Origin of the sequence: Rhodococcus sp. C-2 (assembly GCF_027854095.1) — a bacterium.
GTDB lineage: Bacteria > Actinomycetota > Actinomycetes > Mycobacteriales > Mycobacteriaceae > Rhodococcus_F > Rhodococcus_F qingshengii.
Genome location: NZ_JAQGFI010000018.1, coordinates 38,051 through 61,498 on the forward strand (window position 1 = coordinate 38,051; position 23,448 = coordinate 61,498).

Genomic DNA, 23,448 nt, shown 5'->3' on the forward strand with positions numbered 1-23,448 from the left:
GTCAAGCACCCCGCAGTTGAGTCTGGAGGGACTAGCGAGCGGAGAAGCTCACTCGTGCACCGGAAATCGCTACCTGATCACCCTTGGTGACCTGGAAGGCCAGGTCGTCGGGAGTTCCCCACGCAACGATGGACGGCGCCTCACCCGGATGGATCGCCGCAGCGAATCGACCTTCGAGACTGACAAGATCAGCCGGATGCACTCCGGCGACCCGAGCAAGCTCGAGTGTGCTGGCGGCCAACGTGCACAGGCCGTGCATGATCGGACGCGGCTGGTTGATCCGCGCCGCAGCCTGGGGATCGATGTGGATGTGGTGCTTGTCGCCCAGGAGCCGGTACATCGCCGTCTGGTTCTCCGCTGTGGTCAGCACACCGGTCAACGAAGGCTCGCCGGTCGGCTCCGCCGGACGTGAGGGTCCACGTTCTCCGCCGAATCCACCGGCACCGGGGGCAAAAAGTGACCAGGTCGCGACGAAGTATTCGCACTCCACCTTCACTTCGAACACGGCCGCTGCGCCCTTGTCCCACACCTCGCCGACCGAAGCCTTCAAGGTCACGTCACCGCTACGCGGAAGCGGAGCAAGCACTTTCAGCTCTTGCGAGCCGTGCAGTGCCGTCGAGGTGTCGAAGGCGCCCGCCGAACCCAGAGCGTCGGGAGCCCACTGCGCCAGCGTCAGAGCAAAGGTCGGCAGTACCCGAAGCTGATCCTCGAAGACGAGGTCCAGCTCGGTCGCCTTGGCGCCCACGGCAAGTGCGTACAGGATCGCGTCGCGCTCGGTGTACGACACGGTGCGGGTCCCGAGATCGGCTCCACGCCAATCGCCGGCGGTCTTCGCAGCTTCCGAAGTTGTCACTGTCTTTTCCTCTCTCAAACAGCGCCGAGAACGAGACCGCTGGTGGGTACTGCTGTTCCGGCTGTGACCAATACGTTTTCGACGCCCTCGGGCTGGTTGGTCGACGTGCCTCGCACCAGTCGCACACCTTCGGCAATTCCGTTGACACCGTGCAGGTACGCCTCGCCGACCTGACCACCGTGAGTGTTGGACGGCAGGCGTCCACCGATCTCGAGGTTGCCTTCGCGGATGAAGTCCTTGGCTTCGCCTGGCTTGCAGAAGCCCAGTTCTTCGAGCTGGGGAAGCACCAACGGAGTGAAGTGGTCGTACAGGATCGCGGCGTTGATGTCGTCCGGTGTCAGGCCGCTCTGGCCGTACAGCTGACGAGCAACCAAGCCCATCTCCGGGATACCCGAGATGTCGGGCCGGTAGTAGCTGGTCATCATGTGCTGATCCTTGCTACTGCCCTGAGCGGCGCCCTTGATGACGACGGGCTTGTTGGCCAGATCCTTTGCGCGCTCGGCAGAGACGATGACCAATGCCTGGCCGCCGTCGGTTTCCTGGCAGCAGTCGAGCAGGTGCAGCGGCTCGGCGATCCAGCGCGAGTTCTGATGGTCCTCGAGCGTGATCGGACGCTCGTAGAACCAAGCAGCCGGGTTGTTGGCGGCATGCTTGCGCGCCACCACTGCAACTCGTCCGAAGTCCTCACTCGTCGCACCGTACTGGTGCATGTAGCGGCGGGCGAACATGGCGACCCACTGAGCGGGAGTCGACAATCCCTGCGGAGTCATCCACGCATATGCCGCGCGATCCGCGGTGCTGTCCATGGGGCGATCGTGCTGCCCTAGGCCGTAGCGCACACCGGAGCGCTCGTTGAAGGCGCGGTAACAAACCACGACGTCGGCAACACCCGTCGCAACTGCCATGGCCGCCTGCTGCACGGTGGCACACGCAGCGCCGCCACCGTAGTGAATGCGCGAGAAGAACTTCAGCTCGCCGAGACCACAGTTGCGAGCCACGATCGCTTCGCCGTTCGTCTCCGACGTGTAGGTGGACAGACCGTCGACCTCGGACGGATCGATACCGGCGTCAGCGAGTGCCGCGACGATGGCCTCACACGCCAACTGCAGTTCGGTGCGGCCGGAGTTCTTGGAGAACTCGGTGGATCCGATGCCGACGATGGCGGCGGCTCCCGAGAGTGGGCTGATCGCCATCAGGGCCTCTCCTCTTCCTTGAAAGCGACTGCGACGGTGCCGGATGCATGGTTGCCGAGGCTGTTTGCACCCTGCACCTTGACCACGACCACTCCGTCTTCCTTGGACACGACCTCACCGGTCATCGTCATGGTGTCACCCGGGTAGTTGGGCGCCCCGAGACGAATGGCGATGCGGCGCAGGGTCGATGCAGATCCGGCCCAGTCCGTGACGTATCGACCGACAAGACCGTTGCTCGTGAGGATGTTCATGAAGACATCCTTCGAGCCACGCTCCTGGGCCAGGCTCGGATCGTGGTGCACGTCCTGAAAATCGCGAGTGGCGATTGCCGTGGCGACGATCAACGTGCGGGTCAGCGGGATCGCCAACTCGGGCAATGCCTCTCCGACAACGACGTCTGCGTAACTGCGACCGGCAAGTACGGTCATGCGAGCACCTCCACACCGGATGCGAGCTGCGCACCCAGACGCGCTAGATCGGAGCTGGAACCACCGAGGGTGGCAGCAATCTGCTTGCCCCACAACAGGTGACGGTGAACCGGGTAGTCGGTGTCGACGCCCATGCCGCCGTGAACATGCGTGGTGCGATGCACGACGCGCTGTCCGCCGTCGGTAGCCCACCACTTGGCGACCAGTACCGAGGTGCCGAGATCCAGTCCCTCGGAGATGCGCCAGGCGGCCTGCCACAGTGTCACGCGCATCGCTTCGAGATCGATGTAGCAGTCAGCGAGTTGATGATTGACGGCCTGGAAGGTCGCCAGCGGACGGCCGAACTGCTTGCGGCCGTTCAGGTACGTGACGGCCTGCGCGACTGCACCCGAGCCGACGCCCCATTGGATTGCGGCCAATGCCAGCTGAACGCGGTCGATCAGCCACGGAACCGTGGTGCCGTCAGCCGCACCGATCAGCTGCGCGGGGGCACCGGCAAAGGTGACGTTGGCACAGATCTCCCAACTGGTGGACTGCGTCTGTTCGAGCGTCACTCCCTCGGCACTCAGGTCGACCAGCAGCAGTGCCGTACCAGTGGAAGCGGTTGCCGAAACGAGAGCAAGGTTCGCGACGTGAGTCATCGGCACTACTGCCTTCTCACCCGTCAGAGTCCAGTTGCCGTCGGCGTCCTGCTCAGCCGTGGTCAGTGGGTCGCCGCCAGTGTACGGACCGAACTCTTCGAGACCGACGGTCAGGAATCGACTGCCGTCGGCAACTCCCGGAAGGAGTTCGGCGCGAAGGGAATCAGAGCCGAATTCGTTGACAGCCAATGCTGCAAGGGTCGTTTCCCAGATCGGCACGGCCGCAACGTGACGTCCCTGCTGTTCGAGCAGTGCGTACAGCTCGGACAAGCCGAGGCCACCGCCGCCGAACTCCTCCGGCAGGGCGATACCGAGCAACCCGGTGCTCGCGAGTTCGCGCCACAGTTCACGGTCGACGCGCTCGGCGGAGAGTTCGATCTCCTTGGTGCGCTCGATCGTTGCCTTGCTGGTGAAGACCTCGTCGGCCAGTGCGCGAATTGCTTCCTGCTCTTCGCTGAAATTGAAGTCCATCAGTGCTCCTCGCGTACGGCCGGCCGGAACGCGGGAAGCGTCAGATCCGGGTCGGCGTCGATCCAGTCAAGTTCCACGGGCATGTCGACCACGACATCTTCGGGCGCGATACCCACCATGTTGGCGATCAATCGGGTTCCCTCTTCGAGTTCGATTACCGCAACGATGAGCGGGTAGTCGAACGCGTCGATCTTGGGGTGATGATTGACCACGAAGCTGTACACCGTGCCACGCCCCGACGCGTCGATCGTGTCCCACTCGAGTGACTGGCACTCGCCGCACATCGGGCCGGTGGGATGACGCAACGTCTTGCAGGACGTGCAGCGCTGGATCACCAGACGGTGCTCCTTGGCCGCTTCGAACCAGAAAGCATTGTCCGCGTTGAGAGCCGGACGCGGACGCAGTGCACGAGGAGCTTCGGGCGCAGCAGATTCCTGAGGTTTGAACCGCAGCGTCCGCCACCGCTGGGTGCCGACAACCTGATCGTCACCGTTGCGGTAGGTCTTGAGCGTCGTGACGAAGTGTCCGACACCGAGGCCGGTCTTCTTCTCCGGCGAAATCGACTCGATGACCTCGGTGTAGTTAACGCGATCGCCTGGGCGCAGTTCGGCGAAGAACTCCTGATCGGAATCGGTGGCCACGACAGAGCTGTAGCCGGCTGCGTCGAGGGTGGCGATCAGATCGGTCCACACCTGCGACGGGTCGTTGCCCGCCATCTTGTCGGTAAAGGTCCGCATGATCCAGACCTGAAGCATCTGAGCGGGAGCGACGACGCCGTCACGGCCGGTGGCGCGGGCAGCTTCGTCGTCGAGGTAGACGGGGTTGGTATCGCCCATGGTCTCGGCCCAATGCCGGATCATGGGGATGTTGACCTCGTCTGGCCCCCAGGTGGTGGGAACAAGCGTCTGGCCGACAAAAGCGTCGAGTTGCGCCGAAATGTCGCTCACTTGACCCTCTTTTCGCGAACGAGTCCCAAGCCGATGGTGCCGACCATGTCACGCAGAACTTCGTTGACGCCGCCGCCGAAGGTGTTCACGACACCCTGACGCGAGATCTGCTCGATCTGACCGGCAAGCAGAGCGCCCGGAGACTCGGGGCGGATGCGACCGGCGGAGCCGAGAATTCCGAGCAGGGTGCGGTAGACGTCGACGTGAGTCTCGGTCCCGTACGTCTTGGTGGCACCGGCGTCGGCTCCGGAGAGCGTGTCCTGTGCGACGGCTGCCGTCATCTTCCAGTTCAGCAGTCGCATGGCCTCGAGCTTGGCGTGTGTGCGAGCGAAGTCCTGTTGCACCCACGGGATGTCGATGGCGCCGTTTTCCTTGGCCCAGTCCAGGACCAGGTTCCACAGACCGTACGTGCGACCACCGATGGCCGCCAGGCCGATTCGCTCGTGGTTGAGCTGAGCCGTGATGAGCTGCCAGCCGCCGTTGACCTCGCCGACAACGTCCTTCGACGGAACTCGAATGCCGGAGTAGTACGTGGACGTCACCATCAAGCCGCCGACGGTGTTGATCGGTGACCACTCGAAGCCTGCATCCTCGGTGGGGACGATCAGGATCGAGATTCCCTTGTGCTTGGGGGCATCCGCGTCGGTGCGGCAGGCCAGCCACACGTAGTCGGCAGTGTTGGCGCCACTGGTGAAGATCTTGTTGCCGTCGACGATCCACTCGTCACCGTCGAGGACTGCGCGGGTCTTGAGCGAAGCCAAGTCCGTTCCGGCCTCCGGCTCGGTGTACCCGATTGCGAAGACGATGTCGCCGGCCAGGATGCCGGGCAGGAAACGTTCCTTCTGTTCTTCGGTGCCGTACTTCATCAACGTCGGTCCGACGGTATTGACCGTCACGAAGGGAAACGGCAGACCTGCGCGCTGAACCTCGTCGAAGAACACGAACTGCTCTTCGATGGAGCGTCCCTGTCCACCGAATTCCTTGGGCCAGCCGATACCGAGCCAACCGTCCTTGCCCAGCAACTTCACGATCTCGCGGAAGTACTCGCCACCCACACCTTGCTCGCCGGCCGCGCGACGCTTCTCTTCCGGCAGCAGCGCCGCGAAGTACGCGCGCAACTCCTTGCGGAGCTCCTGCTGCTCGGGCGATTCCCTCAGATCCATCGCTGTTTCTCCTATGGCATTCATGGCTGGCAACTCTTGGCCTGGACGCTAACCAGATGCCCAGGTGGGCGCTGTGAGTGTCTCGATGAGCGGGAAGCCGAAACATGAGCGGCGTCACATAGGGTGAGATATGCGCATGGACTCCTCGGATCGCGTCGCTCTCACCGACTTGGCCGCCAGGTACGCACAGGCCGTCGACCGCCGAAACATCACTGCACTTGCGGCTCTCTTCACTGACGACGTGGCATTCGTCTTGCCGCCGGCACTGAACGGAACGGGTGCGCCGACGGAGATACGTGGGAACTCCGTCGTCAGTAGTTCGGTGGTCGATGCCGTCTCACATCTGCACTCGACCCGGCACATCGTCGAGCAGCAGATCCTCGACCTCGACGGCCCCACCACCGCACACGGTGAGGCTTACTGCTCCGCTCACCACATCTATCCGCGGGGCGAGGGCCACCGGGACAACCGGATCGAGATTCGTTACCAGGACAGCTTCGAAAAGATCGACGGCACCTGGCTGTTCTCGCGTCGCGAACTGGTAGTCGATTTTGCCGAGGACGTTCCGGTCATCCTGCTCGGACAATAGGTACATGAAAAAATCGCGGTGATTCTGTATCTCCTCACGGGAGGTTTACCGGGCTAGCGTTCAGCAACTGTCACGCCATCTCGGCGTGCGTTCGGCTATGTCTTGGAGATTCACATGTCACGCTCGCGCACCAGAAGATTCCTCGCTGCCTTCGCAGTGGCCGCCGTCGCAGTCGGAACCGTAGCCGCGTGCTCGAGCGACAACTCCTCCGACGAGAACGCACCTCTTCGCATCGTCGCTTCTTCGGTTCCGCACGCCGAGATCCTGAAGTTCGTCGAAGAAAAGGGCCTGCTCGGTGACACCAAGATCGAGGTCAGCGAGATCACCGGCGATCTCGACGCCAACGAGGTGCTCGAAGCCGGAGACACCGACGCCAACTTCTTCCAGCACGTGCCGTACCAGGAATCGTGGTCGAAGGAAAAGGGTGTCGACGACCTGGTCGCCGTGGCGAAGGTCCACGTCGAGCCCCTCGGTGCATATTCCAAGAAGGTCACCAACGTGGCCGACCTGCGCCAGGGCGCAACGGTCGCTTTGTCCAACAACGTGACGAACTTCGCCCGTGGGCTGTACCTGCTGCAGCAGGCCGGTTTGATCAAGCTCGATCAGCAGTTGGGCGCCCCCGGCACCGACATCACGCAGATCAGCGAGAAGAACATCATCGACAACCCCAAGGGACTCACGTTCACCCAGGTCGATCCCCCGCAGCTGCCGCGCACGCTCGACGACGGAAATGTCGATCTCGCAATCATCAACGGCAACTACGCAATCGAAGGTGGCCTCAACCCGGCCAAGGACGCCCTGGTGCTCGAGAAGGCCGAGGGCAACCCGTACGCCAATGTCCTGACCGTACGCACCTCGCTCGAAAACGATGCGCGAGTACAGAAGTTGGCCGAGGCATTGACGTCCGCCGACGTCGCGACGTTCATCGAGCAGACCTATCAGGGCTCGGTCATTCCGGCCAGCGCTACCTGATCGAGACCCGTCATGGTCTTCTCGATCGAATCGGTCTCCAAGGAATACCGCAGCGGCACAAAAGTTCTGCATGCACTCGATTCCGTATCCCTGAAAATCGAAGACGGCGAAATCTTCGGCATCATCGGCAAGAGCGGCGCAGGCAAGTCGACTTTGCTGCGCTGCCTCAACCTGCTCGAACGCCCGACCAGTGGCCGAATTCTGTTGGGCGACACCGATCTGACCGCGCTGAGTCCAGCGCAACTGCGCGACACACGCAAGCGGATCGGGGTCGTGTTCCAGCATTTCAACCTGCTGCATTCCCGTTCGGTCGCCGCCAACATCGCCTTCCCTCTCGAAGTGGCGGGATACTCTCGGGCAGATCGACGTGCCCGCGTCGACGAGCTGATCGAGTTGGTGGGCTTGGAAGACCGACGTGACGCCTTCCCCTCGCAACTGTCCGGCGGCCAGAAACAACGCGTCGGCATCGCGAGAGCCTTGGCGGCTTCACCCGACGTCCTCCTGTGCGACGAGGCCACGAGCGCCCTCGACTCGGACACAACCGATTCGATCCTCGACCTGCTCGCCGATCTCAATCGACGACTCGGTGTGACCATTGTTCTGATCACCCACGAGCTCAACGTGGTTCGACGGATCTGCCATCGCGCTGCGCTGATCGATCAGGGCCGCATCGTCGACGAGGGAACGCTCACCGAACTGGTCGCAGACCCGGACTCACCCCTCGGAGAGGCGCTACTGCCGACCGGAACGGTACGAACGTCCACGACCGGAATTCCGGCGCTCCTCACCTTTGTCGATTCACTGTCCACCTCACCCGTGATTTCCCAACTCTCACGAGATCTCGACGTCGACGTCACCGTGATCTCCGGCGGTATCGAGGACATCGGATCCCATCAGGTCGGTCGCCTTCGCGTGGAGTTCGCCTCGCACACGGGACTCGTCAGCAACGAAGAGACAAGAAAGTCTGTCGAAGAACATCTTTCGCAGCGCGGAGTGAAGGTGACGTTCTCATGAACAAGACGTCCTGGCAGGATTCCCTGGGCGAAGCATGGGAAGCCCTACTCGACACGCTCTACATGGTCGGTGTCTCGTTCGTGCTCACCGTGATCATCGGTATCGCTCTCGGTGTTCTGTTGCACGCGAGCGCGCCCGACGGAATCCGTCCCAACCGCGTCCTCAATTCGGTTCTGGGCACCGTGGTGAACATCGGCCGTTCGCTGCCGTTCGTCATCTTGTTGGTGCTCCTCATCCCGGCAACGAGGGCGATCGTCGGAACAGCGCTCGGGGCGACGGCAGCGATCGTCCCGCTGACCATCGGTTCGGTGCCCTTCTTCGCTCGCGTCGTCGAGAACGCGCTACGTGAGGTCGATTCCGGACGCGTCGAAGCAGCACGATCGATGGGCGCCACCGACAAAGACATCATCACCAAGGTGCTGCTGCCCGAATCCGTACCGGGATTGGTAGCAGGAGCAACCCTGACGGCGGTGATGCTGATCGGTTTCTCGGCCATGGCAGGTGCCATCGGCGCCGGTGGACTCGGCGACTTCGCAATCAAGTACGGCTACCAACGATTCAACACACCGGTGCTGTTCGTCGCAGTCGTGATCTTGATCGTGCTGGTGCAGGCAATCCAGTCGACCGGCGATCTCGTGGTTCGTTCAATGGCGCACAAGCGGTAACTGATCAGCTCGAGACCATCGCGATCGCTGTTCGCAGTCCGCGCCGCTTACCGGTCTGCGGATCGACGCCGAACACTTCCTTGATTCCGCCTCGGATGCGGAACTTCAACTCCGAGTGCGTCTCCGGAGCGTCGTCCTGGGAAGCCGAGAGAAACCTGTTGGGCAGCGACAACTTCCAGATGGTGCGCAGAGTCAATCCGTACTGCTTCCACAGCGGCCCGGTCGTGTACGGGAGGTCGTACTTGTCACACAGGTCGCGCAACGGCACCGCGATTTCCGAGTACCGATTGCTCGGCAGATCCGGGAAGCAGTGATGCTCGATCTGGTAGCAGAGGTTGCCGCTCATGAAGGCCATGACGGGACCGGCATGAAAGTTGGCAGAGCCCAGCATCTGTCGTAGGTACCACTGAGCGCGCGATTCGTTCTCGAATTCCTCGAGCGTGAACTTCTCGGCACCGTCGGGAAAGTGCCCGCAGAAGATGACGGCGTAACTCCAGTAGTTTCGGATGAGGTTCGCAACGACGTTCGCCGTCAACGTGGTCTTCCACGCCGGCCCGGTCAGGGCGGGGAACAGGATGTAATCCTTCGCCACCTGACGCGCGATCTTCTTACCGACGTCCTTGGCCATCTCCGATTTCTCGGACCACTTCACCTCACCCTTACGGAGTTTGTCCGTTTCTAGGTGATGCAGTGCCACTCCCCACTCGAAGAGGGTCGCGAGCACAAAATTCGTGATCGGTTGAAAGAGGTAGTCGGCGTGCCACTTTTGATCGCGCGTGACGCGCATGATTCCGTAGCCCACGTCGTTGTCCAGTCCGACGATGTTGGTGAACTTGTGATGGGTGAAGTTGTGCGAGTGCTTCCATCCCGAGGACGGGCAGGTGTTGTCCCACTCCCAGTTGCTCGAGTGAATCTCGGGATCGTTCATCCAGTCCCACTGGCCGTGGATGATGTTGTGGCCGAGTTCCATGTTCTCGATGATCTTGCCGACCCCCAGCAGCGCAGTCCCCAGAATCCAGGCAGGCTTCTTCTTGCTGGCGAACAAGACGATGCGGCCGGCCACCATCAGAGAGCGTTGAAACGCGATCGTCCGCTGGATGTATCGAGCGTCGTGCGCGCCGCGCTTCTCCTCGATGTCGAGCCGAATGGCGTCCAACTCGCGCCCGAGCGCTTCGACGTCTTCCTCGGTGAGATGGGCATATTCCTTGATGTCGGTGATCGCCACAGTGTTTCTCCGTATCGGTTTTCTCCGTGCCGCAGGACTGGTCCGTCGGGCGGTACCCCTGGGAGCCGGTGCGGAAACGTCAGCCCCGATATTCATGTGCGTCTTCACGCAATCTATGCCAAAGTCGATATACGTGAGCCCCGAAAACAAGATCACCATCCGCACCGCTACCGAGAGCGACTGGCCGGCTCTCCAACTACTCGACTCGGTGGGGTTCGGTTTTCACCCGTCTCCCGCGGTCAGCGAACTGACGAAGGCGCTCTACAAGCCCGAGGACATCATCCTCGCCGTCGACGGTGACCTACCCGTCGGCGTGGCCATCGAAATCGACATGGAATTCACCGTGCCCGGCGGACGCCAACTCCCCACGCGCGGAATCACCTGGGTATCCGTCGCCCCGACTCACCGTCGACGTGGTGTCCTACGCTCGATGTTCACTGCACTTCACGCCCACATCGAGTCGACCGGAGCACCACTTGCCGCCCTGACGGCCAGCGAGGCCGGCATCTACAACCGCTTCGGATACGGCCCGGCCACCTTCAGCGAAGGCATCACCCTCGATCGCCGCTTCGCACGATTCCGCCCCGAGGTGCCCAACAATGGTGGCGTGTCCATCGTCGACATCAAAGCTGCCTCGACGCTTCTTCCCGAGATCTACGACCGCTGGCGGCTGCAGACACCCGGCGCTCAGGTCCGTCCGCAACCGCTCTGGGACCATATGTTCGCCGACCCGTCCGAGGATCGTGACGGCGCCTCCGGACTGTTCTTTCTGACACACGCGGACGGATACATCGCTTACCGGCACACGAGCGAGGGCCGCGACAGCATCGCCCGGATCGACGAGTTCGTGACGATCACCGAAGATGCGCACGCGGCGCTGTGGCGCACGATCTGCGGCCTCGACCTCGTCACCCGGATCGAGACACGCCAGCATCCTGCCGATCCTCTCCGGCTGATGCTGACGGACTACCGTCTTGCCCGGACGACGACGCGCTCCGATCGACTGTGGCTGCGCATCATGGACGTTCCCGCGGCTCTCGAGGCTCGTGAATATGCTGCTGACCTGGACACAGTCATCAAGGTCGAAGATCCGTTCCTGAAGGCCGGCGGAACCTTCGCACTTCAGGTCAAGGGCGGCAAGGCCACCTGTACGGCCACTGACGCGGTGCCTGCGATCACGATGCCCTCTGATGTCCTGAGCAGCTTGTACTTGGGCGAGCACCAGGCCAAGACCTTCGCGGCGGCGCACCGACTCCACGCGTCCGATCCGCAGGAGATCCTGAATTTCGACTTCGCTTTCAACGCGCAGAAGCCCGCAATTCTCGGGTACGGATTCTGATGATCTTGCCGACACGGGCATCGACGATTTGTGCCCTCGGTCGTATTCAGGGTTAGCCTCGAACAATGGCGTTTGTCGAAAAGATGGTCAATAGGCTTCCTGAGCGGGTTCTCGTGCGCGTCCTGCCGCACGCAGAAATGCTCAAGTTCCTGGTGGTCGGCGGCATCGCCTTCATCGTCACCACGGTGCTGTTCTTCGGCATCAAGTGGACGGTTCTGCCTCAGCACCCGGTGACGGCCAACATCCTTGCGGTCCTGATCGCGACGGTTCTGTCCTACGTCCTCAACCGCGAATGGTCGTTTGCGCAGCGCGGTGGTCGACAGCGCCATCACGAGGCCGCTCTGTTCTTCATCGTCGCGGGTATCGGTTTGGCCATCAACCAGGTACCACTCTGGACCTCCCGGTACGTGTTCCATCTGCGTCAACCCGAGGTGTCGGTGTTGATGGAAAACTTCGCGGACTTCATCAGCGGATCGATCATCGGGACCCTGCTGGCGACGGCCTTCCGCTGGTGGGCCATGCGTCGGTACGTCTTCCCCGAAGAAGCCACCGACAGCCAGGTCGTTCTCGACATCGAAGCGACTCCCGGCACCAAGACGCCGACAACCGACGCCACCGCCCTCGACTGACTCCCGGATCGACGCACCCGATCGCTCGCGCTTCGATCAGAGTTCGTCGATTGCGATCAACCCGTCCTGCAGCGCTCGCGCAAGCAGTGCCATCTTTGTCGGCGCGATGCTCCTGAACGGGCTGGCCCATCCCTGATCATCATCGGCGACAAGCACTCCAGCCTGCAGTTTTCCCGCTCTGCACAACACGGTCACGACACAGTGATCACTGGTGCGTAGCCTCCGATTTCCAATTGGATTCGGAGGACCCATGGCTACTTGCAAAACTCGAGTTCTTGCGCTGTCGGCGGCAGGACTCATGCTCGTACTCGGCGCATGCAGCAAGGCCGAGTCGGCGAAAACGCCGACCGACCTCGACGTGACATCAGCGTCCGCCGGACACTACTCACTGGTCTGGGAACACGGCGGCTCGGAAAAGGTGCGTGTATTCGCCGCCACCGACCCGAAAAACCCAGCCGCAGAAGGAAAGGAAATTGGCACGGTCGACGGCTTCTCCACTGAGGTCGACGGCCTCGACCCACTGTCACGCTGGTACTTCGAGGTCATAGACGAGGACGGCACTTCCACCATCGCGTCAACCCGCCACGTGACGCTGCAGGGCGCAGCCAACGTGCGTGATGTCGGCGGATACGAGACAGCCGACGGCCGATCAGTCAAGTGGGGCCTGGTTTTTCGTGGCGACCGCTTGAGCGATCTGACTGCTGACGATCAACAAACGATCGAGAACGCAGGCATCCGGACCGTTGTCGATTTCCGAGGTGACAGCGAGATCGCAAAGGACGGAGCAGACAAGGTTCCCGCGAACGTGAAAGTGGTCAACACGGCAGTCCTGGATGCCGGCACTCAGGCTCTTGCCACAGCGATTACGAGTGCCCTGAAATCTGGTGACCCTGCAATCGTGGAGCAGGTGCTCGGGGGCGGTGAAGCCGTCCGGATCAGCGACACCGGCGCCGTCGACCAACTGTCCAAGCCTGACGGAATGGCCGGGTATTCCCAAGCCCTACGGACCATCGCCGATTCCGAGTCCGCAGTCGCTTACCACTGCACGGCAGGCAAAGACCGCACTGGACTGATGACAGCTCTACTTCTCGGCATTCTGGGTGTTCCTGACAAGACCATCGTCGACGACTTCGTCCTGTCGAACACCTACAACAAAGCCAAGAACGAACAGACCTACACCTTTCTGTCTTCGAAAGGAATCGATGTCGATCTGTTGAAACCGTTGATGGAGCAGCGTCCCAGCCAGATTCAGCCAGTACTCGACAAGATTCGCGACCAGTTCGGTGGGTGGGAGAAGTTTTCGCAGGACGTGCTGAAACTTGACGCCGACACGATCGCAAAGCTCCGGAGCAAATTGCTGACCAAGCAATAACTGATCGACGTTCCGACAGCAATGACCGGCAGCCGCTCCGATGGCTGCCGGTCACGCCCGCACTCCTAGTTACTCAGCCCCAGCCGCTTCGAGCATTCGGCCATTTCGTCGATGATCAGTTCCAGCGACGTGCCACGACGACTCGCGGACAACACGATTCGATCGGCTCCCAACCCGCGTGCCCAGTCGAGTTTCGCTTCGTCGAGCCTGGGCAGTGTCGCACCGAGTACCAGCGATACGTCGGCAGGATCTCGATCTGCCTTCACCGCAGCCGCTTTCATCGCCGCTACAGCCTTGTCGAGATCTTCACCGGCCAGTCCCAGCGGCTGGAAACCGTCACCCAACCGGCCTGCTCGCCGAGCAGCAGCGAGACTGTGTCCACCGATGTAGAGCGGAACTCCGGATTCGCGGTGCGGCTTCGGCCAGCTGTACGCACCCTTGAACGAGAAGTAATCGCCGTCGAAATCGACTGCTTCCTTGCCCGCCCAGAGTGAACGCATCACCGCGATGGCCTCATCGGCTACCTTGCCGCGGCGCTCGAAGTCACCGCCGCACGCCTCGATCTCTTCCTTCATCCACCCCAGGCCGAGGCAAATGCGCAATCGCCCACTGGAAAGGCGATCGAGCGTCGCCAATCGTTTGGCGAGCACTACCGGATTGTGATTGGGCAGCACCAGAACTCCAGTGGACAAGCCCAAGGTGGTTGTGGCACCCGCCACGAACGAAAGCAGTTCGAGCGGATCCGGGATGTCGCAGTCATCGGGAAGATGCGATTTGCCGGTCGGAGAATAGGGGTACTCGCTCGCGGTGTCGGCGATGACCACCGAGTGCTCCACTGCCGAGATCTCGTCGAAACCCAGCGACTCGGCCGCACGGGCGAATTGCAGAATCCAATCAGGGTCTCCGCTTCGACCCAGTTCGACCGGAACGACCACGCCGAGCTTCATACCGTTTCCTCCAGTGTCGCCATCAATTTCGGACCATCCACGACGCGACCGAGGTACCGGTCCGCATCGGGATCTGTTGCAAGCCACACCGCCGCTGCAGCGGGTACGGATGCCGGTGTGGCCGCAAATCCGGCGTCCACGATTGCGTCCGCGCCACCACGGGCTTTCCCTGATTCCGTGATGACAAATCCCGGACTCAGGTTGAACGCTTTGATTCCGGCGTCTCGGTACTCGGAGTTGATCGCTCCGGCAATACGTCCGAACGACGCCTTCGACGCGGCGTACGACAGACCCCAACCACCCTCGCCGGGAGGCGCAGGCGGATCCATGGTCGCCGAGCCCGATGCCAGATTGACCACTACGCCGTTGCCGCTCTTGATCATCGACGGGAGTATCACCTGGACCAGAGCGAGTTGGTGCAGATAATTCCCGATCGCCATCGCCTGAGCGTCGTCGATCTCGATGTCGAGCACCCGGTCCATGTTTCCGACAGTCTGCGCATAGGCGTTGTTCACCAGCACGTCGACACGTCCCCACTCGGCCAGCACCCGTTCACCGGCGCCGCGGACGGGTGCCAGATCGAGCAGGTTCATCGGAACGGCCAATGCGCGCACACCGAAGGACTCGATCTCGGCAACCGTCGTCTCCAGGCTGCCGGGCACCGGAATCACTTGCTCGCCTTGCCTCGTTCGCGGGGCTGCCCGCCCCTCTCCTTCACGAACGGTGCGAGCAGTGATTGCAACGTCGAATCCGGCGCGCGCGAATGCCAGCGCGCACTCTCGGCCGATCCCCCGGGAAGCGCCGGTCACCAGCGCAACTTCACTCACAGGAACCGCGTGCGGCCGTGCGTCTCGAACTCCTTCTCCAGGTTCACCACGTCAGCTTCGGTCATCAACGTGTATTCGGGAGTGCCTCGGCCCACCCAGTGGAACACTGGTTCGTCGGTCCGCCAGCGATCGGCTTGAAGTTCACGTTTGAGTACCTTGTTGGAGCCCGTGACGGGCAGGTCGGTCGAAACGCGAACAAATCGTGGCGCTGCCTTGGTACCCAGATCCGCCTGCGCGGCAAGGTAGTCGGCGAACTCGACCGGATCGAAATCGGCGAGATCGGCGACCTCGATCGCAGCCATGACCTGATCACCCGAACGCGGATCCGGTACCGCGAAGACACCCGTGGCAATCACTTTGGGGTGCCGACGCAGGATGTGCTCGATCATCAAAGCCGAGGTGTTCTCACCGTCGACGCGGATCCAGTCGCCCTTGCGTCCCGCGAAGTAGATGAAGCCGGCCTCGTCGACGTAGCCGAGATCGCCTGTCCAGTACCAACCGTGGCGAATCTTCTCGGCGATCGCGTCTTCGTTCTTGTAGTACCCCTCGAACTTCTTCGATCCGGCCTTGTCGACCATCTCGCCGATGGATTCGTCGGGGTTCAGCACGTGACCGTGCTCGTCGAGAATTGCGCGGGGTCGCTCTTCGCGCGTATCGGGATCGACGATGACGATGTTCTCGCTCGCGGGACGGCCCAGCGCTCCGGCAGGTTGGTTCGGATCGAGCACTACTGAACCGGCACCTTCACTCGAACCGTATCCCTCGAAAAGTTGTGCACCGAAACGACGGATGAACTCTGCCTTGTCCCCCGGCGACGCCTCGGTCCCGAAGCCGTGGGTGAGGGTGTTCTCGATGTCGTCGGGCAGTTCCGGCGTCGCCATGAGATACCCCAAGGCCTTACCGACGTAGGTGAAATATGTTGCGCCGTAGAACCGAACGTCCGGCATGAATCCCGAGGCCGTGAACTTACGAACGAGGCAGACCGTAGCTCCCTGCGAAAGGGCCGGCGCCCACAGAGCCATCAACGCGTTGCCGTGGAAGAGCGGCATGCAGCAGTAGCAGACGTCGTCGCGGTCGATGTCGTACTTGGCGCAGTTCGCGTAGGCCAACCGCGTCAGACGCCCCTGGCTGCACCGCACTGCCTTGGACATTCCGGTGGTGCCCGAGGTGAAGAGAAGCAAGAACAGCGTCGACGCGTCGACACCGAGGTCGATCTGAGGCGACTCGACGTGATGTGCTGCAATCTTGTCCGGGTACGACGCGTCGTCGACGAGGACGAAACGATCTTCGGTCAGCCCGAGGTCCAGGCCGGCAAGCTTCTCGTAGCCTGCTTTGTCGGTGACGATCAGCTGGCAGTCGACGTACCGGACCTCAGCCTCGAGTTCAGCTCCACGCCTGGTCGGATTGATGCCGACGATCGTGGCCCCGGTCAGGGCCGCGCCGCCGAGCCAGAACAGGAACTCCGGATCGTTCTCGAGAAGTACTCCGATGTGAAACGGTCCGGGCGCGCGAAGCGACTTCGCCAGCGAGCCGCGCGCTGCGCTCTCGCGCACCACCTCGTCCCAGCTCCAGTCCTGCGTCCGCGTCCGCAGGCCCAGGTGCTGATCACCGAGACGGTCGATCAACATCTGCGCGACGTCCTCGCGCTGAGGAGCTGCAAGAGCTGCATTCGAAGATGCTTCGGTGGCGGTGTTCGTCATCGTGTCCTGTGTCCTAGTCGATATCGGAATGTCGATTACTCCAACTGCGATACGACTCGAACGTATCGACGCCTCAGAGCCGGAACGGTCCCAGTCTCGCTCAGTGGTAACCGCCGCCACAGATATGATTTTCTCGTGAGATTTTGTGACGTGAAAAGCGCCACAATACGAAAGGCCATTCCATGACTGCCCCCGCAGATCCGCAGTTGCTTCTGGACCAGGCGGTCTCACGCCTCACCGGTCCAGGTGGGCCATTCGAGATCGTCGAAGAAGAGGTTCTCGGCACCGTCATGCCTGTGATGAAGAACCGCGGTCACGCCATCGGTGAACTGATCTCGGCATCTCGCGCCTGGGGCGACGGCGACTATCTCGTCACCAGCGATCGTCGAATCTCGTTCACCGAGCATGCCGATTCCGTTGCCGCGCTGGCAACTGCTCTGCGGGACAAGTACGGAGTCCGCAAGGGCGACCGTGTGGGCATCCTCGCTGCCAACACTCCCGAATGGGTCATGACGTTCTTCGCGACGCAGGCGCTCGGCGCGATCGCAGTCGGTCTCAACGGTTGGTGGGTTCCGCGCGAGGTCACCCACGGGATCGAGCTCTCACGTCCGAAGGTTCTGGTCGTGGACGCCAAGCGCGGCGCCGCCCTCCCCGAACTGCCGGCAGACATCACGGTCCTCACCATGGAAGAGGATCTGCCCGCGCTCATCGCGGAATATGCAGGCTCCGACGTGCCGAGCACCGACATCGACGAGGACGACCCTGCCGTCATCTTGTTCACCAGTGGTACCAGCGGCCGCCCCAAGGGCGCACTCCATTCGCACCGCAACGTGATGGCCGTCGTCGACTACCACAAGTACAGCGACGCGATCGGCGCCGCATTCACCGGCCGTGAGTACGACGCTTCCAAGCCGAGCCCACTGCGTTATCTACTCACCTCCCCGCTCTTCCACATCGCCAGCCTTCACAATCTGGTGGTTCCCCGTCTCGCGACGGGCAGTGCCGTCATCCTGACCGAGGGCGGCTTCGACGTCGACAAGGTGCTCGGGTTGGTCGAACGCGAGCGTGTCACCAACTGGGGTGCTGTCCCCACGATGGCATCGCGGCTACTCGAGCACGGCAACATCGCCAAGTACGACGTCTCTTCGCTGACTGCATTCTCGCTGGCATCCGCGCCGTCGTCGCCCGCATTCAAAGAACGCCTCAAGGAGCAGGTGCCGTTCGCACGCAATGCTCTGGTCGACAGCTACGGCCTCACCGAATGCAGCACCGCCATTGCGGTCGCCGTCGGCGCCGAACTCGAAGAATTCCCAGGCACTCTCGGGCGTCCGATCATCACCGTCTCGATGGAGATTCGCGATCCCTTCGGCGAATGGCTGCCGGACGGCATCGAAGGTGAAGTGTGCGTACGCAGCCCCTTCGTCATGCTCGGATACTGGGAGAACGACGAGGCGACCGAGTCGGCAATTGCCCCCGGACGCTGGCTCCGCACCGGCGATTTCGGCGTAATCGAAAACGGGCGTCTCCGTCTCACCGGTCGCCGTTCCGACCTGATCCTGCGCGGCGGCGAGAACGTCTACCCCACCGAGATCGAGCAGACGCTCGACGAACACCCCGACGTGATCGAGTGCGCTGTCATCGGCATGCCGCACCCCGACCTCGGCCAGGAAGTGTCCGCCGTGGTTGTCCTGCGTCCCGGAGCCGCCACAACGGAGGCGGAGCTGCGTGATTACGCCGCCGAGCGACTGTCCTATTTCAAGGTGCCGTCGAAGTGGCGCATCACCAGCGATCTGTTGCCTCGCAATGCAACCGGCAAGATGGTTCGGCGCGAGATCACCGTATGACCGCGGAGCTGTCACGGATCGTCGCCGAGTCGGCGATCCGTGACCTGCTCTGCGAGTACACGCATCTGATCGATCAGGGCCGATTGCGTGAAGTCGCTGCATTGTTCGCTTCGTCCGACTACGGGCAGTGCGGGCCGGACGGGGTTGCCATCACGCTCATTTCGTCCGACGCCGACGCAGTGTTCGCAGCCTGCAGCGGCTTCATTCGAATGTACGGTGATCCGCCGGTTCCACGAACCAAACATCTGCTGACCAACACGCGAATCGCGGTCGACGGTGAATCAGCGACGGCACTCTCGTACGTCACGGTCATCCAAGGTACCGAAGATCTTGCCCTGCAACCTATTCTGGCGGGGCGCTACTTCGATCGCTTCACCTGCGTCGACGGGTCGTGGCAGTTCAGCTCGAGACTCTTCTGTCTGGACAACATGGGCGAGATGTCCTCGCATGCCAAGCGGGCACTGTAGAGGAACGACGACTGTGGAAATCGGCGTCAACATCTTGGGCCTCGAGGCCCTGTTCGACGGCAAGATTCGCCCGGTTCTGGACTTCGCCGCGCGTGCTGACCGTGCCGGGATCGATCTGATCTGCACCGGCGATCATCTCGGGTTCAATGCCGAAGCACACGCTCAGCGGGTAGCCGAACACAACTTCTTGTTCCCGTTGGATCACCCTTGGTACGAACCGATTTCACTTCTTTCCTCGATCGCCGCAGTGACCGAACGCGCTCGCCTCGGAGTATCGGTTCTGATCGCCACTGTTCGCCCAGCCGCTCTGCTCGCCAAACAGGTTGCCACTCTCGACTCATTGTCCGAAGGTCGAACCGTCATGGGTTTCGGCGTTGGATGGCAAGAAGCCGAATACACCGCCACCAACATGCCTTTCGACGCGCGATTCGGGCGCATGGAAGAGACCGTCGCAGCCTGCCGCGAACTGTGGACCAATGCACCGGCCACCTTCAAGGGACGCGACTTCGCTTTCGAGAATTACCACAGCCTCCCGCTGCCGATCCAAAATCGCGTACCGGTGCTCTTCGGTTTCGGACCAAGCCAGCGGAACTTCGACCGCATAGCACGCGTCGCCGACGGTTGGACCGTGAACCCGACCGACCTGGGAACGTTCACCGACAGTGTCACATTGCTGCGCAACACGTTCGAAGCCCACGACCGCGAGCCGGATACCGCACGTGTGCAAGTGTCTGCGGCGCCGGTTCGGCGCGACAATCGGTCCGTCGACCTCTCGGCAACCGCTGACAAGGTCCTGGACTGGTCCGACCGCGGCGCGTCTGCCGTGGTGCTTCGGCCTGCCGTATTCGATTGCGCTGCCGAAGAACTACCGGAATTACTCGACTGGATGACCAGCATCAAGGAGGCGTGACATGGACCAGGCACTGCAGGATCTCATCGACAAGCAGGCAATTCGTGAGGTGGTTCTGACGTACTGCCGCGGCATCGATCGCCTCGACTTCGATCTCGTCCGCAGCGCCTACCACCCGGACGCGATCGACCATCACACCGGATTCGACGGCACCATCGACGAGTACATCGCCTGGGCCACAACAAAACTCTCCGCGATCGGCGGCACGATGCACCACATCGGCAACCACCTGGTCGAACTGCACGGCGACCACGCGATCAGCGAGGCGTATTCGATGTCCACACACTGGGGGGCCCGAAGACATCGGAATGATCAACTTCACCAGTGGTGCGCGGTTCATCGACCACATGGAGCGACGCGACGGCCGTTGGGCGATCAAGGAGAGATGGGCCGTACGCGAGTGGACTCGCTCGGACGAGGGCCGCTTCGTCAACCCCGAAGGGCCTGGTCCGCGTGGGCGTCGAGATGCCTCGGATCCGCTGACAGCATTACGACTAACCCTTGAGATGCACTGAAATTCAGGAAACCGACTATTCCGACTGATTCAAGAATTCGACGCCATTCGAACACACATTCGAATAGAATGGATGCATGTTCAACCCGACAACAGAGCTCTTCGGTATCTCAGCACAGCTGACCGGTACCGAAACTGATTGTGCGCTGGTTGATCTCATGACCGATCTGTATGCATGCGAGGCGATGCTGGTCGAACGCAAGCTCGCTGTGATTGCCGAGTTCTTTTCGCGGCGAAGCTCGGAGCATGTCGCCAGTGGTGCGTGGTCGTCGACCGCACACGAGTTGGCGGAGTCGGAAGTCGGTGCGTCACTGACGATGGGTCGCGCGGCTGCCGGCAAGCTGATCGGGTTGGGGTTCTCGTTAAAGACTCGTCTGCATCGCACTCGAGCGGCGATGGCGCGTGGCGAGTTGGATCTGTACCGAGTTGGTTTGATCGATTCCGCGACCGCGAACGTGAAAGACGAATTGATCGACGAGGTGGAACGACTACTGCTCGAGCAGGTTCTCGCCCCACCAGTAGCAGGCGGAACGGGCTTGACGGGAAGGCGACTGACAGCGGCGATCGATCGGATCGTGGCGATGGTGGACCCGGAAGGTATGCGAGAACGCCGACGCCGTGCTCTCACCGATCGGTTCGTCGGAGTCAGCGCTGCCGAGGACGGGATGGCAAAGATCTTGGGAAGCGTTCCGGCAGAACAGGCTCGGGCATTCGACGGCCAACTACGCGAGTTGGCAATGTCGGTATGCCGAAACGACTCTCGAACGTACGAGCAGCGACGAGCCGACGCGCTCTTCGAGTTGACCAACGGATCACAATTCTTGCCGTGCAACTGTGGCCGAGCTGATTGCCCGCAGGATCGTAGCGGTGGTGTTGTCGTTCGTCGGCCCGTGGTTCACGTCGTGATGACTGATTCCACTCTGCACGGTGGCGGCGAGCCCGCCCACCTCGACGGGTACGGGGTGATCAGCGCTGAGCATGCTCGCGATATCGCCCGTGACGCCGTAATTCGAAACGTCCGAGCACCTGCTGATGACGTCGCAGAGCCGGTGCCTGCTTCGGCGCGCGTCTACCGACCGGGCGCCGTTCTCGATACCTGGTTACGGATCATCGCGGGCAGCTGCCAATGGCTGCATTGTGATGTCCCGGCCTGGAATTCCGATCTGGACCACAATGAACCGTTCCATCACGGCGACCCCGAATGCGGCGGTAAAACGGTCGCGTCGAATATGAGTGCGTTCTACCGCAACCATCATCGCCTCAAGCATTCCGACCGGTGGCGGTTCACGTCGAACGTGGATCGGACCATGTCGCTGACGTCGCCGACCGGGCATTGTTACCGAACGCGACCCGCAGGATTGATGGCTGGATCGCACGAACCGACACCGCCCCAGGGCGGTCGAAATCGGCGGACCCAGGCGGAGAACAAAGCTGCCCGTATCCAGAGTGAACGCAATCGCCAGCGCCGACGGATACAGAAACGAGCAGAGGAGCACGTTCAATATAAGCGGCGGAAATCACCGCGAGCCCGCCGAGAACCCATCGACTACGGGGACGACCCGCCACCGTTCTGAGATACCGAGCGGTGTCGAGGCGCGCCGACGGGTCGCAGGGTCAGTCTGACGTCGGCTTGGTGCCGTCTTCTGGTGCCGGATCGTCGTCGGCAAGCGGATCTATGGTGTCGACACCTTCGAGGACGGTCAGCTCTTCTTCCGCCTCGGCGAGGAGCCCTTTGGCTTCAGCTTCGACCTTCTTCACCCAATCGGACATCCCGAGCCTCTTCTCTTCCGAAGCGAGTTCCCGCTGTAACTGAACTCAGACTACGTCGCCGGCGACGAATTTCGCCGTCCCCTCGGGTCAGTACTCATGACCGAGTAATCATGATTCACGACGGACGGAGCACGCATGCCCGGACAGTTGGAAGGCAAAACCGCACTGATCACCGGGGCCGCCCGAGGTCAGGGCAGGAGCCACGCCGTGCGATTGGCGCAGGAGGGCGCGAACATCATTGCGCTCGACATCTGCCGTCAGATCGAATCGGTGGCCTACCCGATGGGAACCGCCGACGATTTGCGGCAGACAACAGCAGCGGTCGAGAACCTGGGACGAAGTATCGTCGCGCGAGAAGTGGATGTTCGCGATCTGTCCGCACTGCGAACTGCGGTATCCGAAGGAATTGCGGAGCTGGGCAGCGTCGACATCGTCCTGGCCAACGCCGGTATCGGCATGATGTCCCCGGATATCGACGATGCTCGCGCCTTCCGCGACCAGATGGAGGTCAACCTATTCGGCGTCTGGAATACCGTCCAGGCCGCAGCGCCCGCGATGATCGAACAAGGTACAGGTGGCGCAATAGTCCTTACCGGATCAACTCTGGGACTTGTCGGTCGTGGAGGTGACGGCACCGGCGGATCCGACGGCTACTGCGCGAGTAAACACGCCATCGTGGGGCTTGGGCGCACGTGGTCGCACTGGCTTGCTCCCCACAATATTCGTGTCAACTCCGTGCACCCGACTGGCGCGAATACACCGATGGTCGTCAACGACGCGGTCGCGAAGCTGTTTGCGGACTCCCCGACATCGAGCGGAGCCGACGTGGGCAACCTCTTGAACGTCGAGTTGATCGAAGCTGCCGACGTCAGCAACGCGATAGCCTGGCTGGTTTCGGATCAGGCTCGATACGTCACAGGTATCGCGTTGCCGGTCGACGCCGGGTTCACGGCCAAATAGATGCCGGA

24 protein-coding genes and 1 pseudogene are annotated in these 23,448 nt (G+C 61.9%); 13 read left to right on the forward strand and 12 right to left on the reverse strand.

Annotated elements, in window-relative coordinates:
- Window positions 1–31: 31 nt before the first annotated feature.
- From PCS43_RS29680 to PCS43_RS29705, 6 genes are read right to left on the reverse strand one after another with little or no spacing between them, the layout of a single operon-like run.
- Window positions 32–853 carry a MaoC/PaaZ C-terminal domain-containing protein gene (locus tag PCS43_RS29680; protein ID WP_007732645.1) on the reverse strand — a complete coding sequence of 274 codons (822 nt, stop codon included), beginning with the start codon at window positions 851–853 and terminating at the stop codon, window positions 32–34.
- A gap of 14 nt (window positions 854–867) precedes the next feature.
- Window positions 868–2,046 (reverse strand): lipid-transfer protein, encoded by a 1,179-nt coding sequence (locus PCS43_RS29685; RefSeq protein WP_003940050.1) that lies wholly within the window; start codon window positions 2,044–2,046, stop codon window positions 868–870.
- Entirely contained in the window at window positions 2,046–2,474 is a 429-nt protein-coding gene (locus tag PCS43_RS29690) for a MaoC family dehydratase (RefSeq protein ID WP_003940399.1), read from the reverse strand. The genes PCS43_RS29685 and PCS43_RS29690 overlap by 1 nt, the downstream gene beginning before the upstream one ends.
- The gene (locus PCS43_RS29695; protein ID WP_030537002.1) at window positions 2,471–3,586 is read right to left on the reverse strand and encodes an acyl-CoA dehydrogenase family protein; all 1,116 of its coding nucleotides are present in this window, start codon (window positions 3,584–3,586) and stop codon (window positions 2,471–2,473) included. The genes PCS43_RS29690 and PCS43_RS29695 overlap by 4 nt, the downstream gene beginning before the upstream one ends.
- Window positions 3,586–4,533: a bifunctional MaoC family dehydratase N-terminal/OB-fold nucleic acid binding domain-containing protein gene (locus PCS43_RS29700; protein ID WP_003939825.1), complete on the reverse strand. Its 948-nt coding sequence runs from the start codon at window positions 4,531–4,533 to the stop codon at window positions 3,586–3,588. The genes PCS43_RS29695 and PCS43_RS29700 overlap by 1 nt, the downstream gene beginning before the upstream one ends.
- On the reverse strand, window positions 4,530–5,696 hold the full coding sequence (locus PCS43_RS29705) for an acyl-CoA dehydrogenase family protein (RefSeq protein WP_003940442.1): 1,167 nt from the start codon (window positions 5,694–5,696) through the stop codon (window positions 4,530–4,532). The genes PCS43_RS29700 and PCS43_RS29705 overlap by 4 nt, the downstream gene beginning before the upstream one ends.
- A 130-nt stretch (window positions 5,697–5,826) precedes the next feature.
- Between PCS43_RS29705 and PCS43_RS29710 the strand changes: the two genes are divergently transcribed.
- From PCS43_RS29710 to PCS43_RS29725, 4 genes are all read left to right on the forward strand, one after another.
- Window positions 5,827–6,285 carry a nuclear transport factor 2 family protein gene (locus tag PCS43_RS29710; protein ID WP_209909873.1) on the forward strand — a complete coding sequence of 153 codons (459 nt, stop codon included), beginning with the start codon at window positions 5,827–5,829 and terminating at the stop codon, window positions 6,283–6,285.
- 114 nt (window positions 6,286–6,399) lie between these two features.
- Window positions 6,400–7,257, forward strand: coding sequence for a MetQ/NlpA family ABC transporter substrate-binding protein (locus PCS43_RS29715; RefSeq protein WP_003940478.1), 858 nt, complete (start codon window positions 6,400–6,402; stop codon window positions 7,255–7,257).
- A 12-nt stretch (window positions 7,258–7,269) separates the two neighbouring features.
- On the forward strand, window positions 7,270–8,271 hold the full coding sequence (locus PCS43_RS29720; RefSeq protein ID WP_047270724.1) for a methionine ABC transporter ATP-binding protein: 1,002 nt from the start codon (window positions 7,270–7,272) through the stop codon (window positions 8,269–8,271).
- Complete coding sequence (locus PCS43_RS29725; RefSeq protein ID WP_007732650.1) at window positions 8,268–8,936, forward strand: methionine ABC transporter permease; 669 nt, start codon at window positions 8,268–8,270, stop codon at window positions 8,934–8,936. Before PCS43_RS29720 ends, PCS43_RS29725 begins: the two co-directional genes overlap by 4 nt.
- A 4-nt stretch (window positions 8,937–8,940) precedes the next feature.
- On the opposite strand, the gene PCS43_RS29730 is transcribed toward PCS43_RS29725, so the two are convergent.
- Window positions 8,941–10,161 carry a fatty acid desaturase family protein gene (locus PCS43_RS29730; RefSeq protein WP_007732653.1) on the reverse strand — a complete coding sequence of 407 codons (1,221 nt, stop codon included), beginning with the start codon at window positions 10,159–10,161 and terminating at the stop codon, window positions 8,941–8,943.
- Window positions 10,162–10,294: 133 nt separating this feature from the next.
- Here PCS43_RS29730 and PCS43_RS29735 point away from each other — a divergent pair, with 133 nt between their 5' ends.
- Both PCS43_RS29735 and PCS43_RS29740 read left to right on the forward strand, forming a co-directional pair.
- Window positions 10,295–11,500: an enhanced intracellular survival protein Eis gene (locus PCS43_RS29735; RefSeq protein WP_374103526.1), complete on the forward strand. Its 1,206-nt coding sequence runs from the start codon at window positions 10,295–10,297 to the stop codon at window positions 11,498–11,500.
- A 65-nt stretch (window positions 11,501–11,565) separates the two neighbouring features.
- On the forward strand, window positions 11,566–12,129 hold the full coding sequence (locus PCS43_RS29740) for a GtrA family protein (protein WP_003939753.1): 564 nt from the start codon (window positions 11,566–11,568) through the stop codon (window positions 12,127–12,129).
- A gap of 36 nt (window positions 12,130–12,165) precedes the next feature.
- On the opposite strand, the gene PCS43_RS29745 is transcribed toward PCS43_RS29740, so the two are convergent.
- The gene (locus tag PCS43_RS29745) at window positions 12,166–12,324 is read right to left on the reverse strand and encodes a hypothetical protein (protein WP_223304510.1); all 159 of its coding nucleotides are present in this window, start codon (window positions 12,322–12,324) and stop codon (window positions 12,166–12,168) included.
- Window positions 12,325–12,379: 55 nt separating this feature from the next.
- On the opposite strand from PCS43_RS29745, the gene PCS43_RS29750 reads away from it, so the two are divergent.
- Window positions 12,380–13,501, forward strand: a complete 1,122-nt coding sequence (locus PCS43_RS29750; protein WP_082239179.1) for a tyrosine-protein phosphatase — start codon at window positions 12,380–12,382, stop codon at window positions 13,499–13,501.
- Between the two features lie 65 nt (window positions 13,502–13,566).
- Here the strand turns inward: PCS43_RS29750 and PCS43_RS29755 are convergent, their stop codons facing one another.
- The 3 genes from PCS43_RS29755 to PCS43_RS29765 are packed head-to-tail and all read right to left on the reverse strand — an operon-like array spanning window position 13,567 to window position 16,903.
- Window positions 13,567–14,448 (reverse strand): LLM class F420-dependent oxidoreductase, encoded by an 882-nt coding sequence (locus tag PCS43_RS29755; protein ID WP_050656578.1) that lies wholly within the window; start codon window positions 14,446–14,448, stop codon window positions 13,567–13,569.
- Window positions 14,445–15,275 carry an SDR family NAD(P)-dependent oxidoreductase gene (locus tag PCS43_RS29760; protein WP_270923161.1) on the reverse strand — a complete coding sequence of 277 codons (831 nt, stop codon included), beginning with the start codon at window positions 15,273–15,275 and terminating at the stop codon, window positions 14,445–14,447. Before PCS43_RS29760 ends, PCS43_RS29755 begins: the two co-directional genes overlap by 4 nt.
- A complete protein-coding gene (locus PCS43_RS29765) occupies window positions 15,272–16,903 on the reverse strand; it encodes an AMP-binding protein (RefSeq protein WP_371684398.1) in 1,632 nt (543 codons plus the stop codon). Before PCS43_RS29765 ends, PCS43_RS29760 begins: the two co-directional genes overlap by 4 nt.
- A gap of 254 nt (window positions 16,904–17,157) precedes the next feature.
- Between PCS43_RS29765 and PCS43_RS29770 the strand changes: the two genes are divergently transcribed.
- From PCS43_RS29770 to PCS43_RS29790, 5 genes and pseudogenes are all read left to right on the forward strand, one after another.
- Entirely contained in the window at window positions 17,158–18,819 is a 1,662-nt protein-coding gene (locus PCS43_RS29770) for a class I adenylate-forming enzyme family protein (RefSeq protein ID WP_007732670.1), read from the forward strand.
- A complete protein-coding gene (locus tag PCS43_RS29775; RefSeq protein ID WP_209909883.1) occupies window positions 18,816–19,286 on the forward strand; it encodes a nuclear transport factor 2 family protein in 471 nt (156 codons plus the stop codon). Before PCS43_RS29770 ends, PCS43_RS29775 begins: the two co-directional genes overlap by 4 nt.
- Window positions 19,287–19,299: 13 nt before the next feature.
- Window positions 19,300–20,196: a TIGR03619 family F420-dependent LLM class oxidoreductase gene (locus PCS43_RS29780; RefSeq protein ID WP_208690231.1), complete on the forward strand. Its 897-nt coding sequence runs from the start codon at window positions 19,300–19,302 to the stop codon at window positions 20,194–20,196.
- A gap of 1 nt (window position 20,197) precedes the next feature.
- Window positions 20,198–20,711 (forward strand): annotated as a pseudogene (locus PCS43_RS29785) (nuclear transport factor 2 family protein).
- Window positions 20,712–20,787: 76 nt separating this feature from the next.
- Window positions 20,788–22,284, forward strand: a complete 1,497-nt coding sequence (locus PCS43_RS29790; protein ID WP_209909886.1) for a DUF222 domain-containing protein — start codon at window positions 20,788–20,790, stop codon at window positions 22,282–22,284.
- A gap of 40 nt (window positions 22,285–22,324) precedes the next feature.
- Here the strand turns inward: PCS43_RS29790 and PCS43_RS29795 are convergent, their stop codons facing one another.
- Window positions 22,325–22,480: a hypothetical protein gene (locus PCS43_RS29795; protein ID WP_003940615.1), complete on the reverse strand. Its 156-nt coding sequence runs from the start codon at window positions 22,478–22,480 to the stop codon at window positions 22,325–22,327.
- Between the two features lie 135 nt (window positions 22,481–22,615).
- Here PCS43_RS29795 and PCS43_RS29800 point away from each other — a divergent pair, with 135 nt between their 5' ends.
- A complete protein-coding gene (locus PCS43_RS29800) occupies window positions 22,616–23,440 on the forward strand; it encodes a mycofactocin-coupled SDR family oxidoreductase (RefSeq protein WP_003940537.1) in 825 nt (274 codons plus the stop codon).
- Window positions 23,441–23,448: the final 8 nt, after the last annotated feature.

Bases quoted from the DNA above. Each gene is read 5' to 3' on its own strand.
- PCS43_RS29690 (WP_003940399.1), bottom strand. From the start codon at position 2,474: ATGACCGTACTTGCCGGTCGCAGTTACGCAGACGTCGTTGTCGGAGAG.
- PCS43_RS29725 (WP_007732650.1), top strand. From the start codon at position 8,268: ATGAACAAGACGTCCTGGCAGGATTCCCTGGGCGAAGCATGGGAAGCC.
- PCS43_RS29775 (WP_209909883.1), top strand. From the start codon at position 18,816: ATGACCGCGGAGCTGTCACGGATCGTCGCCGAGTCGGCGATCCGTGAC.
- PCS43_RS29715 (WP_003940478.1), top strand. From the start codon at position 6,400: ATGTCACGCTCGCGCACCAGAAGATTCCTCGCTGCCTTCGCAGTGGCC.
- PCS43_RS29740 (WP_003939753.1), top strand. From the start codon at position 11,566: ATGGCGTTTGTCGAAAAGATGGTCAATAGGCTTCCTGAGCGGGTTCTC.
- PCS43_RS29755 (WP_050656578.1), bottom strand. From the start codon at position 14,448: ATGAAGCTCGGCGTGGTCGTTCCGGTCGAACTGGGTCGAAGCGGAGAC.
- PCS43_RS29800 (WP_003940537.1), top strand. From the start codon at position 22,616: ATGCCCGGACAGTTGGAAGGCAAAACCGCACTGATCACCGGGGCCGCC.
- PCS43_RS29770 (WP_007732670.1), top strand. From the start codon at position 17,158: ATGACTGCCCCCGCAGATCCGCAGTTGCTTCTGGACCAGGCGGTCTCA.
- PCS43_RS29765 (WP_371684398.1), bottom strand. From the start codon at position 16,903: ATGTTGATCGACCGTCTCGGTGATCAGCACCTGGGCCTGCGGACGCGG.
- PCS43_RS29695 (WP_030537002.1), bottom strand. From the start codon at position 3,586: ATGGACTTCAATTTCAGCGAAGAGCAGGAAGCAATTCGCGCACTGGCC.
- PCS43_RS29750 (WP_082239179.1), top strand. From the start codon at position 12,380: ATGGCTACTTGCAAAACTCGAGTTCTTGCGCTGTCGGCGGCAGGACTC.
- PCS43_RS29710 (WP_209909873.1), top strand. From the start codon at position 5,827: ATGCGCATGGACTCCTCGGATCGCGTCGCTCTCACCGACTTGGCCGCC.
- PCS43_RS29790 (WP_209909886.1), top strand. From the start codon at position 20,788: ATGTTCAACCCGACAACAGAGCTCTTCGGTATCTCAGCACAGCTGACC.
- PCS43_RS29705 (WP_003940442.1), bottom strand. From the start codon at position 5,696: ATGGATCTGAGGGAATCGCCCGAGCAGCAGGAGCTCCGCAAGGAGTTG.
- PCS43_RS29795 (WP_003940615.1), bottom strand. From the start codon at position 22,480: ATGTCCGATTGGGTGAAGAAGGTCGAAGCTGAAGCCAAAGGGCTCCTC.
- PCS43_RS29685 (WP_003940050.1), bottom strand. From the start codon at position 2,046: ATGGCGATCAGCCCACTCTCGGGAGCCGCCGCCATCGTCGGCATCGGA.
- PCS43_RS29720 (WP_047270724.1), top strand. From the start codon at position 7,270: ATGGTCTTCTCGATCGAATCGGTCTCCAAGGAATACCGCAGCGGCACA.